Genomic DNA, 13,237 nt, shown 5'->3' with positions numbered 1-13,237 from the left:
TGAGCACGAGAAAACCCCGGCAGCTGGCGAGAGCGAACCGGGGTTTCGTACACCCCCCGGGACTTGAACCCGGAACCCACTGATTAAGAGTCAGTTGCTCTGCCAATTGAGCTAGAGGTGCGCAGTTCGACGAGCGAACCGAGAGGCAACGATAGCAGAGATCGAAGGGGGCGTTCTACACGGCGGGCGTCCAGGCGACCCGGGGAGCGCATCCATACACTGACCACGAAGCGACGGCGCCCGGAGGGCGACGCGCGCGCTGACCCCCTCACTCCCAAGGAGCCCCCATGACCGAGGCCCGCCTCGAGGCCGGCACGCCGGCCCCCGCCTTCACCCTGCCCGACAAGGACGGCAACCACGTCTCTCTCGCCGACTACGCCGGGAAGAAGGTCGTCCTGTACTTCTACCCGGCCGCCTCGACGCCCGGCTGCACGACGCAGGCGTGCGACTTCCGCGACAGCCTGAACTCGCTCGCCTCCGCCGGCTACCAGGTGCTCGGCGTCTCGAAGGATCACGGGGCGGCCCTGCAGAAGTTCGCCGAGGAGGAGAACCTCTCCTTCCCGCTGCTGAGCGACCCGGACCTCGCCGTGCACCAGGCGTACGGCGCGTACGGCGAGAAGTCGATGTACGGGAAGACCGTGACGGGCGTGATCCGCTCGACGTTCGTCATCGACGAGAACGGCGTCGTCACGCACCCGCTCTACAACGTCAAGGCGACCGGCCACGTCGCGAGCCTGCGCAAGAAGCTCGGCATCGACGCGTAGGCCTCCCCCTCATCGTCGACGGGCTCGGGTCGCTACGACTCGGGCCCGTCGTCATGACGTGCGAGGTGCTCGCTCACCGAGGGGGTGAGCAGCAGCACGATCGCGACGATCGCGGGAACGAGCAGCCACGTCGCGATGTCGGGGCGCGGAACGAGGCCCTGGATGCTGCCGACGCCCACGGCGACCTGGAGGAACTGCCACACGAGGGCGCCGCCGCGCGTCCACGATCGACCGCGCCAGGCGGCGATCGTGATGACCACGAGCCAGATGGCCGCGATGGCGCACGCGACGAGGAGCGCGACGGCCGTGGCGATCGAGGTCGCGGGAACGGTGACGAGCTCGACCAGGAGGACGAGCGAGACCCCGATCATGAGGGCCGCCTCCGCCCCCAGGATCACGACCAGAAGGATGACGAGAGGTGGCCGGCCGGTGTCCTGCACGCAAACCCCTCTCGCGGAAACCCTTGATTTCGATCGTGTTACGTGCGAGCCTAGTTGCGGTTGAAGTGCCGCCTACAACGCTGTGGGCCGTCCTGAAGATCCCTCTTCACTCCCCACTCAGAGACCTCGTTCGCACGAGGTCGCGGTGCGCCAATCAAAGCACTTCTCGGCACTTCTCTGGCGCCCGACCCCAACCCTAGGAGCACTGTCCCATGGACTGGCGTGACAAGGCAGCCTGCCTCACCGCTGACCCCGAGCTGTTCTTCCCGGTCGGCAACACCGGCCCCGCGGTCGACCAGATCGAGAAGGCGAAGACGGTGTGCGGTCGCTGCTCGGTGACGGAGACCTGCCTGCAGTACGCCCTCGAGACCAACCAGGACTCGGGCGTCTGGGGCGGACTCAGCGAGGATGAGCGCCGCGCGCTCAAGCGCCGCGCCGCTCGCGCCCGCCGCGCCTCGTAGCTCCCCTCGACCGCCCCGTCGTCGCTGCGAGCATCGCGCGGAGGCGGGGCGTTCCTCTGCCCTCCGTGCGGTGCTCGCGAGCGCCGACCGGGCGCTCCGGCCGCTATGCGCGACGCTTGAGGTAGAGCAGCGGGACCTCGATCGTGACCTCGGTGCCCTCGCCCTCGAGCGTGTGCCAGTCGATCGTGCCGCCGAGCTCGCCCTGGATCAGCGTGCGCACGATCTGCGTGCCGAGCCCGGACCCGACCTTGCCCTCGGGCAGCCCTCCGCCGTTGTCGCGCACCTTCACCGCGAGGCTGTCGTCGGTGCGGCTCGCGACGATCTCCACCTCGCCGTCCGAGCGGCCGACCAGCCCGTGCTCGACCGCGTTGGTGACCAGCTCCGTCAGAGCGAGCGCGAGGGGCGTCGCGTACTCGCTCGGCAGCGTGCCGAAGCTGCCCGTCGACTTCGGACGGACCACCGTGTTGTGGCTCGAGGCGACCTCGGCGATGAGCATGAGCACGCGCGAGAACACGACGTCGAAGTCGACGTTCTGGTTGAGCCCCTCCGAGAGTGTGTCGTGCACGACCGCGATGGCGGCGACGCGGCGCATGGCCTGCGTCAGGGCATCCCTCGCCCCTTCGCTGTGGGTTCGGCGGGCCTGGATGCGCAGCAGCGAGGCGACCGTCTGCAGGTTGTTCTTCACGCGGTGGTGGATCTCGCGGATCGTCGCGTCCTTGGTGATGAGCTCGCGCTCCTGGTGCCGCACCTCGGTGACGTCGCGCACGAGCACGATCGCGCCGATCCGCACGCCGCCGAGCCGCAGCGGGATCGCCCGCAGGCTCACCGTCACGCCGCGCGCGTCGATGTCGGTGCGCCACGGCGCGCGGCCGGTGACGACGAGCGGCAGCGACTCGTCGACGACGAGCTTGCCGTGCAGCAGTCGCGTCGTGACGTCGGCGAGCGACTCGCCCTCGAGCTCGCCGGCGAAGCCCATGCGGTTGAAGGCGCTCAGTCCGTTGGGGCTCGCGAAGGTCACCGTGCCGTCGACGTCGAGACGGATCAGCCCGTCGGAGGCGCGCGGGGCACCGCGGCGGGGGCCGCTCGGCGCGGCCATGTCGGGGAAGTCGGCGCTCGCGATCATCTCGAACAGGTCGTTCGCGCACTCGTTGAAGGTCAGCTCCTGGCGGCTCGGCATGCGCGCCTCGCTCAGGTTGGTGTGGCGCGTCATCACCGCGATGGGATGCTCGCTCACGGCCTTCCCGCCCGGCGACAGCCGCCGCACGACGGGCACGGCCCGCACGCGCGTGGGCGTCTCCTCGTACCAGTCGGGCGCGCTGGAGTCGACGATACGGGCGGTCTCGAAGGCCTGGGTCACCTGGCGGCGCCACTCGGGCTTAATCTCCTGGCCGACGAAGTCACGGTAGAACAGCGTCGCCGAGCTCGACGGGCGCGCGTGCGCGACGGCGACGAAGCCGCCCCCGGTGGTCGGAACCCACAGCACGATGTCCGCGAACGCGAGGTCGGCGAGCAGCTGGCCCTCCGCGATCAGCAGGTGGAGCCACTCGATGTCGGCGTCGCTCAGAGCCGCGTGCTCGTGGACGAGATCGGAGAGGGTCGACACCCCGAAAGGCTACCCCGTCCGCCGGAGCATCCCTCGACCGCGCGATGACGCCGCCCCGCGGCCGCGCGACGCGGCGGCGCCGTACCCGAGGCGGTCGGCGAGAGCGGCGGCTCCCTGCCGCAGAGCGGAGCGCGGCGCGACATCGAGCACGGTGCGGGCGCTCAGCAGCGCGGCGTCGGCGGCGCTCGGATCATCGGCGATGAGGATCGGGTCGGCGATGCCGCCGAAGCGATCGAGCGTCTGACGCACCTGACCGCCCGGATCGATGCCGAGCACGCTCGCGCGGATCCGGTTGGCCACGACGTGGACGCGGTCGGTCGTCACGGTCTCCAGGAGGTCGGCGTGCGTGCGCAGCAGGCGCGCGAGACCGACCGGGTCGGCGGCGCCGACCGCCACCACCTCGTCCGCCGCGCGCAGGGCGGCGATCGTCGCGGCGTTGCGACGAGGCGCGAGCATGTCGCTCGAGACCTCCTCGTCGGTCTCGAGATTGAAGCCGGTGTCCACGACCACGACGTCGCTCCACCCGCGCGCGGCCTCGAGAGCCCGGGCGACCCGGTCGCGCGAGAGCTCGGGCCAGCGATGCGGGCGGCCGATGCCGGTGAGCACGCGGAAGGGTGCCGCCGTGCCGCCGTAGGTCAGCGCGATCCGGTCGAGCTCGCCCTCGGTGAGCGCGTCGGACCCCGCGAGGCGGCACGCGGCGGCGAAGCCCGGTGCCTCGTCGAGGAGCCCGAGCGCGGGGGCGACCGTGCCGCCGTAGGTGTCGGCGTCGACGAGGCAGACCCGCAGGCCCCGGGCGGCGAGCTCGGCGGCGAGTGCGATCGCGAGAGTCGTCCGGCCGGGGGCGCCCGCCGGGCCCCAGACCGCGACGATGCGCTGCGCGGGCGGGGTGGCGAGGGGAACGGCCCGCTCCGCCGCGGGCTTCTCGCTCGGTGCCGATGAGTCGGGTGGCGACAGGGTAGAGGCCGACGAGGAGGGTGCGGCGGGCGGGGTCGAGGCGTGCGCGCCGGCGGGCTCCGCCGCTTCGGGGGTCGCGTCGGCTCGCGTATCGCGGTCGCGGGACCACGGCCAGCGACGTGACGCGCCCGGCTGGCGCGGGGTCCGGCGGGGGCGCCCATCGGCCTCGGTCGGCGAGGCCGATGGGTCGATGCGGTGCGGCGGGAGGAGGGCGGGCGGCGGGGCCGAGCCCGTCGCAGGGGGCGCGGCGGGAGGCGGAGCATCCGTCGCCGCAGCGATCGGAGCGGCGGGTGCGGAGGACGGGGGCGCACCGGCGAAGCCGGGGTGGGCTCCGGCGGCGTCGGCGATGCCGCCATCGAGGGCGTCGAACGGAGGGGCGAGCACCCTCAGGTCGATCGGTAGGCCCGGGAGGACCCGGAGGATGTCGTGCACGCCGAGCAGCCGGGCCGTCGCCGAGACCGCGTCGTCGGCGCGCACGAGACAGGTGCGGACCCCGAGGAGGTCGCACGCCCCCACGACCTCGGTGGTGGCGACGGCGGGGTCGTCGGCGACGAGGACGACGTCGGGGACCACCTCCGCGAGCTGGGCGAGCAGCGACTCGCGGTCGTCGGCCCGCCACGCGATGCGGTGGCCGGCGCGCAGCAGCTCCAGCTCGACCGCATCGGAGAGCGAGCCGGGAAGCGCGAGCGCGACCCGCACGTCAGCGACCCACCGCGAGCGACACGGGGACGGCCGCGAGCGCGTCGCCGTTCGCCAGAGCGTCGAGGATGCGCGCGACGTCGCGACGAGGGACGAGCAGCTCCACGCGCGCGGCCTCCGCACCCGCCACCAGGCCCTCCTCGGCGACCTCCCGCACGAGCTGGGCCCCCGAGCTGATGACGACGGGGGCGCCGAACCGACCGGCCTCCTCCTGCGGCGACGCCCAGACATCGAGCTGATCGCCGGCGCGCACCGTCTCCCCGAGCGGGGTCGTGAGCGCCACGACGATCGTCGTGGTCGAGGGGCCGCGCTCGTCGCCGACCGCGGCCGAGGGCACCAGCTCCCCCTCCCCGATCGTGCGCGCGACGATGACGCCGGAGGCGGGGAGGGAGTCGACGGCCAGGTAGGCGGAGGAATCGGCGCCGAGAGAGACGCGGCGCACGTCCAGATCGTCGGCGGTGATGCGCTCGCCGGCGGTCAGCAGGCGCGGTGCGGCGTACACCTCGATGCCGTCGTCGTTGGCCGCGACGATGCCGACGACGCCCGCGATCGAGGCCGCGACGAGCGCGAGGCCGATGAGCAGACGCGGATCCGGGGCACGGCGTCGGGCGGGACGGTCGTCGCGATCGCGCTGGCTCATGGGGCTCCTCGGCAGGGGGCGGCGGGGGCGTCCCGACGTCGCGGAGCGCGGCAGGACGCGAACGATGATGAGCAATGCCCGCGGTCGCCGAGCGCAGTTATCCACACGCTCGTGCGTGCCAGGGGCGTGGTGCGAAGATCGGAGCATGGCCGACCCGACCTCCGACGCGATGGGGCGATTCCTCACCCTCACCGACGTCGCCGAGGTGCTCAGTCTCACCGCGGCGGAGGTCCTCGCCCTCGTCCGCTCGGGCGAGCTCCCGGCCATCCGACTCGGGTCGATCGGCCAGTGGCGCGTCGAGCACGCCGTGCTCGAGTCGTTCATCGCCGACAAGTACGACGAGAGCCGCCGCCTCGCGCTCTGGCACGAGGCCGAGTACGCCGACGTGGCCGAGATCTTCCCCGATCAGAGGCGCAGCACGAGCACCTGATCGAGCGCGATCACGCGGATGTGATCGACGGCGCTCTCGCGGCGCGGGGTGTCGAGCTCGTGCACGGCCACGTCCAGGTGATCGCGGCCCACGCGGTCGATCGTCCCGGTGACGCGCGTGGTGCTCGTCTCCACCGTGAGCGGGGTGCGACGTCGGCAGAGGTCGCGGAGCAGGAATGCGATGCCGAGCCGGGCGGCGAGCACGGGACCCTCCGGGCTCGCGGTGAGCGAGTCCGCGACCTGCCCGCGATCGATCAGAAGCGCCTCGATCGCGGAGAACGGCACGACGCCCTGTGCTCCCGGTCGATCATCGAGGTCGCCCGCCATCCAGTCCCGGCCGACCGTCAGGGGTCGCAGGGTGTGGACCTCGCCCGCGCGCGAGCGGTAGCGGACCCGACGCGCCTCCGGATCGCCCGAGCGCTGCAGCGCCGCGATGCGATCGCGGATCGTGAGCCGGCCGAGCCGCAGTCGCTCCTCCTCGTGCTGGAGATCGGCCTCCTCCGCCCGGAGCTCGTGCTCGAGCTGCCCGGCGAGGTCGTCGAAGAGGTGGTCCCAGCGCATGCGGGCGACGCTAGCCAGGGCCTCCGACGGTCCCGGGACGGTTCTCCACAGTTCGCGCCACCCCCTGGACACTGAGGAATCATTCTGCTTGAGTGATCCAGCCCCCCGAACGGGGGTGAACGCGACGGTCTGCCACCCGCCCCGCGAGCGGCGCCGCCTGGATCCCTCGGAGAAGAGGAGTGGGAATGAGCTCTGCCGCCGCATCCGCGGAGTCCCCCGTCGTCGAGTCGAGCACCGAGGGTGCCGCCGCGCCTCGAGCGCGCACACGTTCCGGCCGCACCATCCACGCCCGGATCGCGCACGAGGAGTTCTTCGACTACCAGCCGACCTCCACGGCCGACCTGCCGGACCCTCGACCCCTCGTCGAGAACCTCACCCGCTGCGTCATCGAGATCCTCGCCGGTGCGCGCGAGCTCGAGCAGATCGCACGCTGGGTCACCGACGACGTGTACTCCACGCTCTTGAAGCGCCAGGTCATCTCGGCCCGCGCCCGCGCCGCTCGCGGTCGCCCGGCTGTGCGACCCGCCTTCGCCCTCGGCTCCACCATCATCTGCGAGCCCCGCGACGGCATCATCGAGGCTGTCGTCGTCGTGAACTCCCGCGCACGGTCGCGCGCCGTCGCCGTGCGTCTCGAAGGGCTCGACCGCCGCTGGCGGGCGAGCGCCATCCACGTGCTCTGACTCTCACCGCGCGCCGCGCCCCTTGACGCACGGCCGCGTCCCCTGCTTGACTGCTGATCGAGACGCTGTCTCAATCAATCGGCCAGGCCGTCGCCTCGGCCCCGAGTCGGCGAGAGGACGCAATGGCCGCGGCGCGCCCGACGCTCCTGCTCGCCCTCGCCGTCGCCCTCCTGGTGCAGTTCGCCCAGCACGCGACCCGCCCGATGGCCTCCTATCGCGCACTCGGGCTCGACGCGTCGGTCGAGCAGCTCGGGCTCCTCGCCCTGGCCTTCGGGGCGCTCTCCATCCTCATCGCCATCCCGATCGGGCGGCACGTCGATCGCCGAGGCGCGCGGCCGACGACGATCGGCGGCATCGCCCTCATGGGCGGGGCCGCGGCCGCCCATGCGGGATCCGGCTCGATCACCGGCCTCATCGTCGCGCACGCCGCTCTGGGCCTCGGCCTCATCTTCGCGGTCGTCGGCCTGCAGGCGATCGTGGCCCACGCGGGGCCCTCCGAGGGGGCGGATGCGCGATTCGGGCTCTTCGGAGCCACCATCTCGCTCGGCCAGATGCTGGGGCCGCTCGTCGCCGGCGGTCTCGCCGAGGCCGCCGTCGCCTTCGACCTGACCGCCGCCGACGACCGCTACGGCACAGCACCGACCTTCGTCCTCGCCGCGGCCCTGTGCCTCATCGCCGCCGTCGCCGCCGCCCGTCTGCCGCGCCACCCGGGCGGTGCGCGCACCGCCCGCGTGGCGGAGACGGAGACGGATGCGGCTCGGTCGGAGGGTCTCGGCACCGTGCTCCGCGCCCCGCACATGGGCAAGGCGCTGTGGGCGAGCGCCATCGTGCTCACGGCGACCGACGTCCTCACGGTCTACCTGCCCGCGATCGGGGCCGAGCGCGGCTGGTCGGTCGCGCTCGTGAGCATCCTGCTCGCCGTGCGGGCGGGGATGTCGTTCGCCGTGCGCGTCGGGATCGCGCCGCTGGTCCGTCGGGTCGGGCGCAGGACGCTCCTCGTGGCGGCGTGCGCCATCGGGGCGGCCGCCCTGCTGCTCATGGCTCCGCCGTCCCCCACGTGGTCGGCGGTGATCCTGATGGCCGTGATCGGGCTCGTCCTCGGCCTCGGGCAGCCGGTGACGATGGCGTGGGTCTCGCGGTCCGCGCCGGAGCGGCTGCGCGCCACCGCGCTCGCCGCGCGCCTGACCGGCAATCGGCTCGGCCAGTCGGTCATCCCCGTGGCGGTGGGCGCGGCGACGGCCGTCGCCGGCTCCGGCGCGGTATTCGTGGTGCTGGCGGCGCTGCTCGTCAGCACATCGGTCGCGGTCGCGCGCTCCGACCTCCGCTGACGGCGGAGTCGGAGCGCGCGGCCGGGCGGACTACTTGCCCTTGCCCTGCGAGCGGCGCTGAGCGCGATTGGCGGGCGCCGGGGCGTCGCCCTCGGTCCGCTGGCCGAAGGCGCCGACGCCGCCGGCGGCCGGGCGCGCGGGCGCGGCGCCCGGAGCGGCCGGCGCGGCAGCGGTCGCCGCGGGAGCCGCCTGCCGCGCCTTCGCGGTCTCCGCCTGCTGGAGCTGACCGCGCTGGTTCCGGACCTCCACCTCGCCATCCGCGCTGGGCGCGGTGTAGCTGAGGTTCTGCGGGGCCTGCGGCGCGTTGAGGCCCTTCGCCGTGACCTGCGCCGTGCCCTTGCCGCCGGTGACCTCGACCTCGAGGTTGAACAGGAAGCCCACGGCGTCCTCGCGGATCTGGCCCATCATCGACTGGAACAGCGCGAAGCCCTCGCGCTGGTACTCCACGAGCGGGTCGCGCTGGGCCATGGCCCGGAGGCCGATGCCGTCCTTCAGGTAGTCCATCTCGTAGAGGTGGTCGCGCCAGCGGCGGTCGATCACGCTCAGCACCACGCGACGCTCGAGCTCGCGCGTCGCGGTGCGGCCGAGGCTCTCCTCGCGGTTCGCGTAGGCGAGCTTGGCGTCGGAGACGAGCTCGCGCACGAGGAAGCCGCTCGTGAGCTTCGCGCCGGCCTCGCTGATGACCTCGTCGATCGTCAGGGAGACAGGGTAGAGGGTCTTGAGCTCCGTCCAGAGCTGATCGAGATCCCACTCGTCCGAGTGCCCGGACGCGGTGTGCGAATCGACGACCTCGGTGATCACCGACTCGATGAAGGTCTGCACGCGCTCCTGCAGGTCGTCGCCCTCGAGGATGTGGCGGCGGTCGGCGTAGATGGCCTCGCGCTGCCGGTTCAGGACGTCGTCGTACTTGAGGACGTTCTTGCGGATCTCGGCGTTGCGCGACTCCACCTGCGACTGCGCGGAGCGGATGGCGCGGCTGACGACCTTCGACTCGATCGCGAGGTCGTCGGGGACGTTCGACCGTCCCATGAGCGCCTCGGCGGCGCCCGCGTTGAACAGGCGCATCAGGTCGTCCTGCAGCGAGAGGTAGAAGCGGCTCTCGCCCGGGTCGCCCTGGCGGCCCGAGCGGCCGCGGAGCTGGTTGTCGATGCGGCGCGATTCGTGGCGCTCGGTGCCGAGGACGTAGAGGCCGCCGGCGGCGATGACCTTCTCGGCCTCGACGGCGACCTGCTCCTTGACGCGGTCGAACACCGCGTCCCACTCCGCCTCGTACTCGTCCGGGGTCTCGATCGGGCTGAGCCCGCGGCCGTTCATCTCGGAGACGGCGAGGAACTCGGCGTTGCCGCCGAGCATGATGTCGGTCCCGCGGCCCGCCATGTTGGTGGCGACCGTGACGGCGCCGACGCGGCCGGCCTGCGCGATGATCGCGGCCTCGCGAGCGTGGTTCTTCGCGTTGAGGACCTCGTGGCGGACGCCGCGCTTGGCGAGCATGCGCGACAGCAGCTCGCTCTTCTCGACGCTCGTCGTGCCGACGAGGACGGGCTGGCCCTTCTCGTGGCGGCGCACGATGTCCTCCACCACCTGCTCGAACTTCGCCTGCTCGTTCTTGTAGACGAGGTCGGGCTGGTCGATGCGCTGCATGGGGCGATTGGTCGGGATGGGGACGACGCCGAGCTTGTAGGTGCTCATGAACTCGGCGGCCTCGGTCTCGGCCGTGCCTGTCATGCCCGAGAGCTTGGAGTAGAGGCGGAAGTAGTTCTGCAGCGTGACGGTCGCGAGGGTCTGGTTCTCGGCCTTGACCGTCACGCCCTCCTTGGCCTCGATCGCCTGGTGGATGCCCTCGTTGTAGCGGCGCCCGACGAGGATGCGGCCGGTGTGCTCGTCGACGATCAGCACCTCGCCGTTCATGACGACGTAGTCCTTGTCGCGCTTGAACAGCGCCGCGGCCTTGATCGAATTGTTGAGGAAGGAGATGAGCGGGGTGTTGGCCGACTCGTAGAGATTGTCGATGCCGAGGTAGTCCTCTACCTTCTCGATGCCGGGCTCGAGGACGCCGACCGTCCGCTTCTTCTCGTCGACCTCGAAGTCCTCGCCGGGCACGAGCCGGGTGGCGATGCGCGCGAACTCCTGGAACCACCGGTTCGCCTCGCCCGAGGAGGGCCCGGAGATGATGAGCGGCGTGCGGGCCTCGTCGATCAGGATCGAGTCGACCTCGTCGACGATCGCGAAGAAGTGGCCGCGCTGCACCATGTCGCTCGACTGCCAGGCCATGTTGTCGCGCAGGTAGTCGAAGCCGAACTCGTTGTTGGTGCCGTAGGTGATGTCGGCCGAGTACTGCTGGCGGCGGACCTCGGGCGTCTGCCCGGAGAGGATGCAGCCGGTCGTCATGCCGAGGGCACGGAAGATGCGGCCCATGAGCTCGGACTGGTAGCTCGCGAGGTAGTCGTTGACGGTGATGACGTGAACGCCGCGCGCGGGGATCGCGTTGAGGTAGGCGGCGAGGGTCGCCACGAGGGTCTTGCCCTCACCGGTCTTCATCTCAGCGATGTTGCCCAGGTGGAGGGCCGCGCCGCCCATGAGCTGGACGTCGAAGTGGCGCATGCCGAGGGTGCGCTTCGCCGCCTCTCGCACGGCCGCGAAGGCCTCGGGCAGCAGATCGTCGAGCGACTCGCCGTTGCCGTAGCGCTCGCGCAGCTCGGCGGTCTCGTTCTTCAGCTCGTCGTCGGTGAGGTCGGTGAAGTCGTCCTCGAGCTGGTTGATCGCGTCGGCGTAGGCCTTCAGTCGACGGAGGATGCGGCCTTCGCCGACCCGGAGGACACGCTCGAGAACATTCGCCACTTCGGTAACTCCACTCATCGAGCCCGCGTGATCCGGGCCCTCAGGTCTCGGGGTCGCCGCGAGGGATCGTTCCCGGGCATGCGGCGGCCCACCGCGAGGTGCGGCGGGCCCATGCTAGCAAGGTGCGCTCGGCGGGTGCCGGGCGGCGGACGCGAGAGCGCCGGGTGCGCGACGTGAGCGCACCCGGCGCTCCGGGCATCCCGCCTCAGGGGCGGACGCGGCGCTCAGCCGCGACGACGGCTCTTCGCCGGGGCCTCCTCCTCCGTCTCGAGGCCGATGACGCCGTAGTTCCAGCCGGTGCGCCGGTAGACGACGCTCGGGCGGTCGGAGGCCGCGTCGATGAAGAGGAAGAAGTCGTGGCCGACGAGCTCGAGCTGGTCGACCGCCTCGTCGACGGTCATCGACGCGGCGGGGAACACCTTCTCGCGGACGACGACGGGCGAGTAAGCCTCCTCGCCCTCGGCGGCGGGCTCCTCGACGATCGGGTTCGCGCCCGTGGCGACCTTCTCGATCATCTCGGCGTCGGCCGGCGTGATGTCGACGACGCTGAATCCGTCGGCCGAGGCCTCCCGCAGCGAGACCGGCCGATGCTGGCCGCGATGCACCTTCTTCTTGTCCTTGGCCCGCCTGAGCCGCTCCAGGAGCTTGTCGATCGCGAGGTCGAAGGCCACGTACTTGTCGCTTCCGGCCGATTCGGCCCGCACCACCGGGCCCGGCCCCACGAGGGTCATCTCCACACGGTCGTCTCCTGCGTGCCCGCCGGCCTTCTCGTGGTGGCGCGAGACCTTGATCTCGAGCACGAGCGCTCGATCGGCGAGGTGGGAGACCTTCTCCGCCTTCTCGGTGGCGTAGTCCCGGAACCTGTCGGTGATCCCGATGTTCCGACCCGTGATGCTGATGTCCACGTCGACCTCCTTGACCGTTGAGCGTGCCGCCTGCGGTCAGGCGGTGATCACGCCTTCCATGACGACACGCTAGTCCTCCCCGCGCGCAAAGTCACCGGCGCGCCGATAGCGGTCGACCCTGCGTCACCTATGCAGGTGCTGACCGTCGCCGGCGACGCCGCGGCGACGGTCCACGGGATGGCCGACTCCCCGTCCCGACGCGGCGTCGCGGCGATCGCGGCGCAGCCCACGACCGCGGCTCCCGCTCGCGCGAGGGCGCGCGCCGCGGCGCGCAGGGTCGCCCCGCTGGTCACGACGTCGTCGAGCAGCACGACGGAGCGCCCGTGGAGCCGCCGCACGACTCGGGGCTCGGCGCGCTCCCGTGTGCGCGCGGCGAGAGTGCGGTGCTTCTGGGCCCCCGAGCCGGCCTCCGGGACGACCGCGAGCGCCCGCGTGGTCGCGAGCCCGGCCCGCCGAGCGAGCAGCTCGACGGGCTGGAAGCCTCGACGGCCGAGGCCGGCGGGCGAGCCGGGGACGGGGACGAGCAGAGCGCCGCGGGCCGCCGGGGGCGTGAAGGCGAGATCGAGCGCGGCGAGCAGCGGGGCGCGGAGGGGCCGGGCGAGCTCGGTCCGGCCGTCCTCCTTCAGGGCGAGGATCACGGCGCGGGCGACGCCCTCGTAGGGGATCCCCGCCGTGAGCGGGACCGACCACCCGGGTGCGACGTCGAGCAGCGCGGTGCGGGGCGCGGGGGCCAGCCCCGCGGCGCACGCGGGGCACAGCGCGCGGTCGGGGGCACCGCATCCCGCGCAGTCGACGGGCGCGACGAGCGCGGCCGCGTCGAGGAGGGAGCCGAGGAGTGCGGTGCGCAGGGGGCTGGTCACGCCGACAGTGTGGGGCGCCCGGGCGACGCGCGAGCCGCTCCCCCGGCGCGTTCGGGGTGACAGCGTCGGCGCGCG

13 protein-coding genes and 1 tRNA gene are annotated in these 13,237 nt (G+C 72.4%); 5 read left to right on the top strand and 9 right to left on the bottom strand.

Going from position 1 to position 13,237, the window contains the following annotated elements:
- Positions 1-48: 48 nt before the first annotated feature.
- Positions 49-121: transfer RNA gene (locus tag ASC54_RS07925), tRNA-Lys, on the bottom strand.
- 166 nt (positions 122-287) lie between these two features.
- Here ASC54_RS07925 and bcp point away from each other — a divergent pair.
- Complete coding sequence (bcp, locus tag ASC54_RS07920; protein ID WP_055859580.1) at positions 288-764, top strand: thioredoxin-dependent thiol peroxidase; 477 nt, start codon at positions 288-290, stop codon at positions 762-764.
- Positions 765-796: 32 nt separating this feature from the next.
- Here bcp and ASC54_RS07915 read toward each other — a convergent pair whose 3' ends face one another.
- Entirely contained in the window at positions 797-1,204 is a 408-nt protein-coding gene (locus ASC54_RS07915) for a hypothetical protein (protein ID WP_055859577.1), read from the bottom strand.
- A gap of 212 nt (positions 1,205-1,416) precedes the next feature.
- On the opposite strand from ASC54_RS07915, the gene ASC54_RS07910 reads away from it, so the two are divergent.
- The gene (locus ASC54_RS07910) at positions 1,417-1,665 is read left to right on the top strand and encodes a WhiB family transcriptional regulator (protein ID WP_055859575.1); all 249 of its coding nucleotides are present in this window, start codon (positions 1,417-1,419) and stop codon (positions 1,663-1,665) included.
- Positions 1,666-1,768: 103 nt separating this feature from the next.
- Here ASC54_RS07910 and ASC54_RS07905 read toward each other — a convergent pair whose 3' ends face one another.
- Genes ASC54_RS07905 through ASC54_RS07895 form a run of 3 tightly spaced genes read right to left on the bottom strand, consistent with a single transcriptional unit; the run spans position 1,769 to position 5,561 of the window.
- Positions 1,769-3,268: a sensor histidine kinase gene (locus ASC54_RS07905; RefSeq protein WP_055859572.1), complete on the bottom strand. Its 1,500-nt coding sequence runs from the start codon at positions 3,266-3,268 to the stop codon at positions 1,769-1,771.
- Positions 3,269-3,277: 9 nt separating this feature from the next.
- Positions 3,278-4,921: a hypothetical protein gene (locus ASC54_RS12835; protein WP_055898184.1), complete on the bottom strand. Its 1,644-nt coding sequence runs from the start codon at positions 4,919-4,921 to the stop codon at positions 3,278-3,280.
- Position 4,922: 1 nt separating this feature from the next.
- Entirely contained in the window at positions 4,923-5,561 is a 639-nt protein-coding gene (locus ASC54_RS07895) for a hypothetical protein (RefSeq protein WP_055898181.1), read from the bottom strand.
- A gap of 145 nt (positions 5,562-5,706) precedes the next feature.
- On the opposite strand from ASC54_RS07895, the gene ASC54_RS07890 reads away from it, so the two are divergent.
- Positions 5,707-5,991 (top strand): helix-turn-helix domain-containing protein, encoded by a 285-nt coding sequence (locus tag ASC54_RS07890; RefSeq protein WP_055859561.1) that lies wholly within the window; start codon positions 5,707-5,709, stop codon positions 5,989-5,991.
- Here ASC54_RS07890 and ASC54_RS07885 read toward each other — a convergent pair.
- Positions 5,967-6,551 (bottom strand): hypothetical protein, encoded by a 585-nt coding sequence (locus ASC54_RS07885; protein WP_055859557.1) that lies wholly within the window; start codon positions 6,549-6,551, stop codon positions 5,967-5,969. The genes ASC54_RS07890 and ASC54_RS07885 overlap by 25 nt on opposite strands.
- 185 nt (positions 6,552-6,736) lie before the next feature.
- Between ASC54_RS07885 and ASC54_RS07880 the strand changes: the two genes are divergently transcribed.
- Positions 6,737-7,231 carry an Rv3235 family protein gene (locus ASC54_RS07880; RefSeq protein ID WP_055898178.1) on the top strand — a complete coding sequence of 165 codons (495 nt, stop codon included), beginning with the start codon at positions 6,737-6,739 and terminating at the stop codon, positions 7,229-7,231.
- Positions 7,232-7,353: 122 nt separating this feature from the next.
- Positions 7,354-8,559: an MFS transporter gene (locus ASC54_RS07875; protein ID WP_055859550.1), complete on the top strand. Its 1,206-nt coding sequence runs from the start codon at positions 7,354-7,356 to the stop codon at positions 8,557-8,559.
- A gap of 30 nt (positions 8,560-8,589) precedes the next feature.
- Here the strand turns inward: ASC54_RS07875 and secA are convergent, their stop codons facing one another.
- The 3 genes from secA to ASC54_RS07860 all read right to left on the bottom strand — a co-directional run bounded on the left by secA (position 8,590) and on the right by ASC54_RS07860 (position 13,162).
- Positions 8,590-11,397, bottom strand: coding sequence for a preprotein translocase subunit SecA (gene secA / locus ASC54_RS07870; RefSeq protein ID WP_055859547.1), 2,808 nt, complete (start codon positions 11,395-11,397; stop codon positions 8,590-8,592).
- A gap of 224 nt (positions 11,398-11,621) precedes the next feature.
- On the bottom strand, positions 11,622-12,302 hold the full coding sequence (gene hpf, locus ASC54_RS07865) for a ribosome hibernation-promoting factor, HPF/YfiA family (protein ID WP_055859544.1): 681 nt from the start codon (positions 12,300-12,302) through the stop codon (positions 11,622-11,624).
- Positions 12,303-12,349: 47 nt separating this feature from the next.
- Entirely contained in the window at positions 12,350-13,162 is an 813-nt protein-coding gene (locus ASC54_RS07860; protein ID WP_055859541.1) for a ComF family protein, read from the bottom strand.
- Positions 13,163-13,237: the final 75 nt, after the last annotated feature.

Source organism: Yonghaparkia sp. Root332 (genome assembly GCF_001425665.1).
Lineage (GTDB): Bacteria > Actinomycetota > Actinomycetes > Actinomycetales > Microbacteriaceae > Microcella.
The sequence above is the reverse complement of the archived record's forward strand: the minus strand, read 5'-3'. Positions and strand labels throughout refer to the sequence as shown.

Bases quoted from the DNA above. Each gene is read 5' to 3' on its own strand.
- ASC54_RS07885 (WP_055859557.1), bottom strand. From the start codon at position 6,551: ATGCGCTGGGACCACCTCTTCGACGACCTCGCCGGGCAGCTCGAGCAC.
- bcp (WP_055859580.1), top strand. From the start codon at position 288: ATGACCGAGGCCCGCCTCGAGGCCGGCACGCCGGCCCCCGCCTTCACC.
- ASC54_RS07875 (WP_055859550.1), top strand. From the start codon at position 7,354: ATGGCCGCGGCGCGCCCGACGCTCCTGCTCGCCCTCGCCGTCGCCCTC.
- ASC54_RS07895 (WP_055898181.1), bottom strand. From the start codon at position 5,561: ATGAGCCAGCGCGATCGCGACGACCGTCCCGCCCGACGCCGTGCCCCG.
- ASC54_RS07910 (WP_055859575.1), top strand. From the start codon at position 1,417: ATGGACTGGCGTGACAAGGCAGCCTGCCTCACCGCTGACCCCGAGCTG.
- ASC54_RS07890 (WP_055859561.1), top strand. From the start codon at position 5,707: ATGGCCGACCCGACCTCCGACGCGATGGGGCGATTCCTCACCCTCACC.
- ASC54_RS07880 (WP_055898178.1), top strand. From the start codon at position 6,737: ATGAGCTCTGCCGCCGCATCCGCGGAGTCCCCCGTCGTCGAGTCGAGC.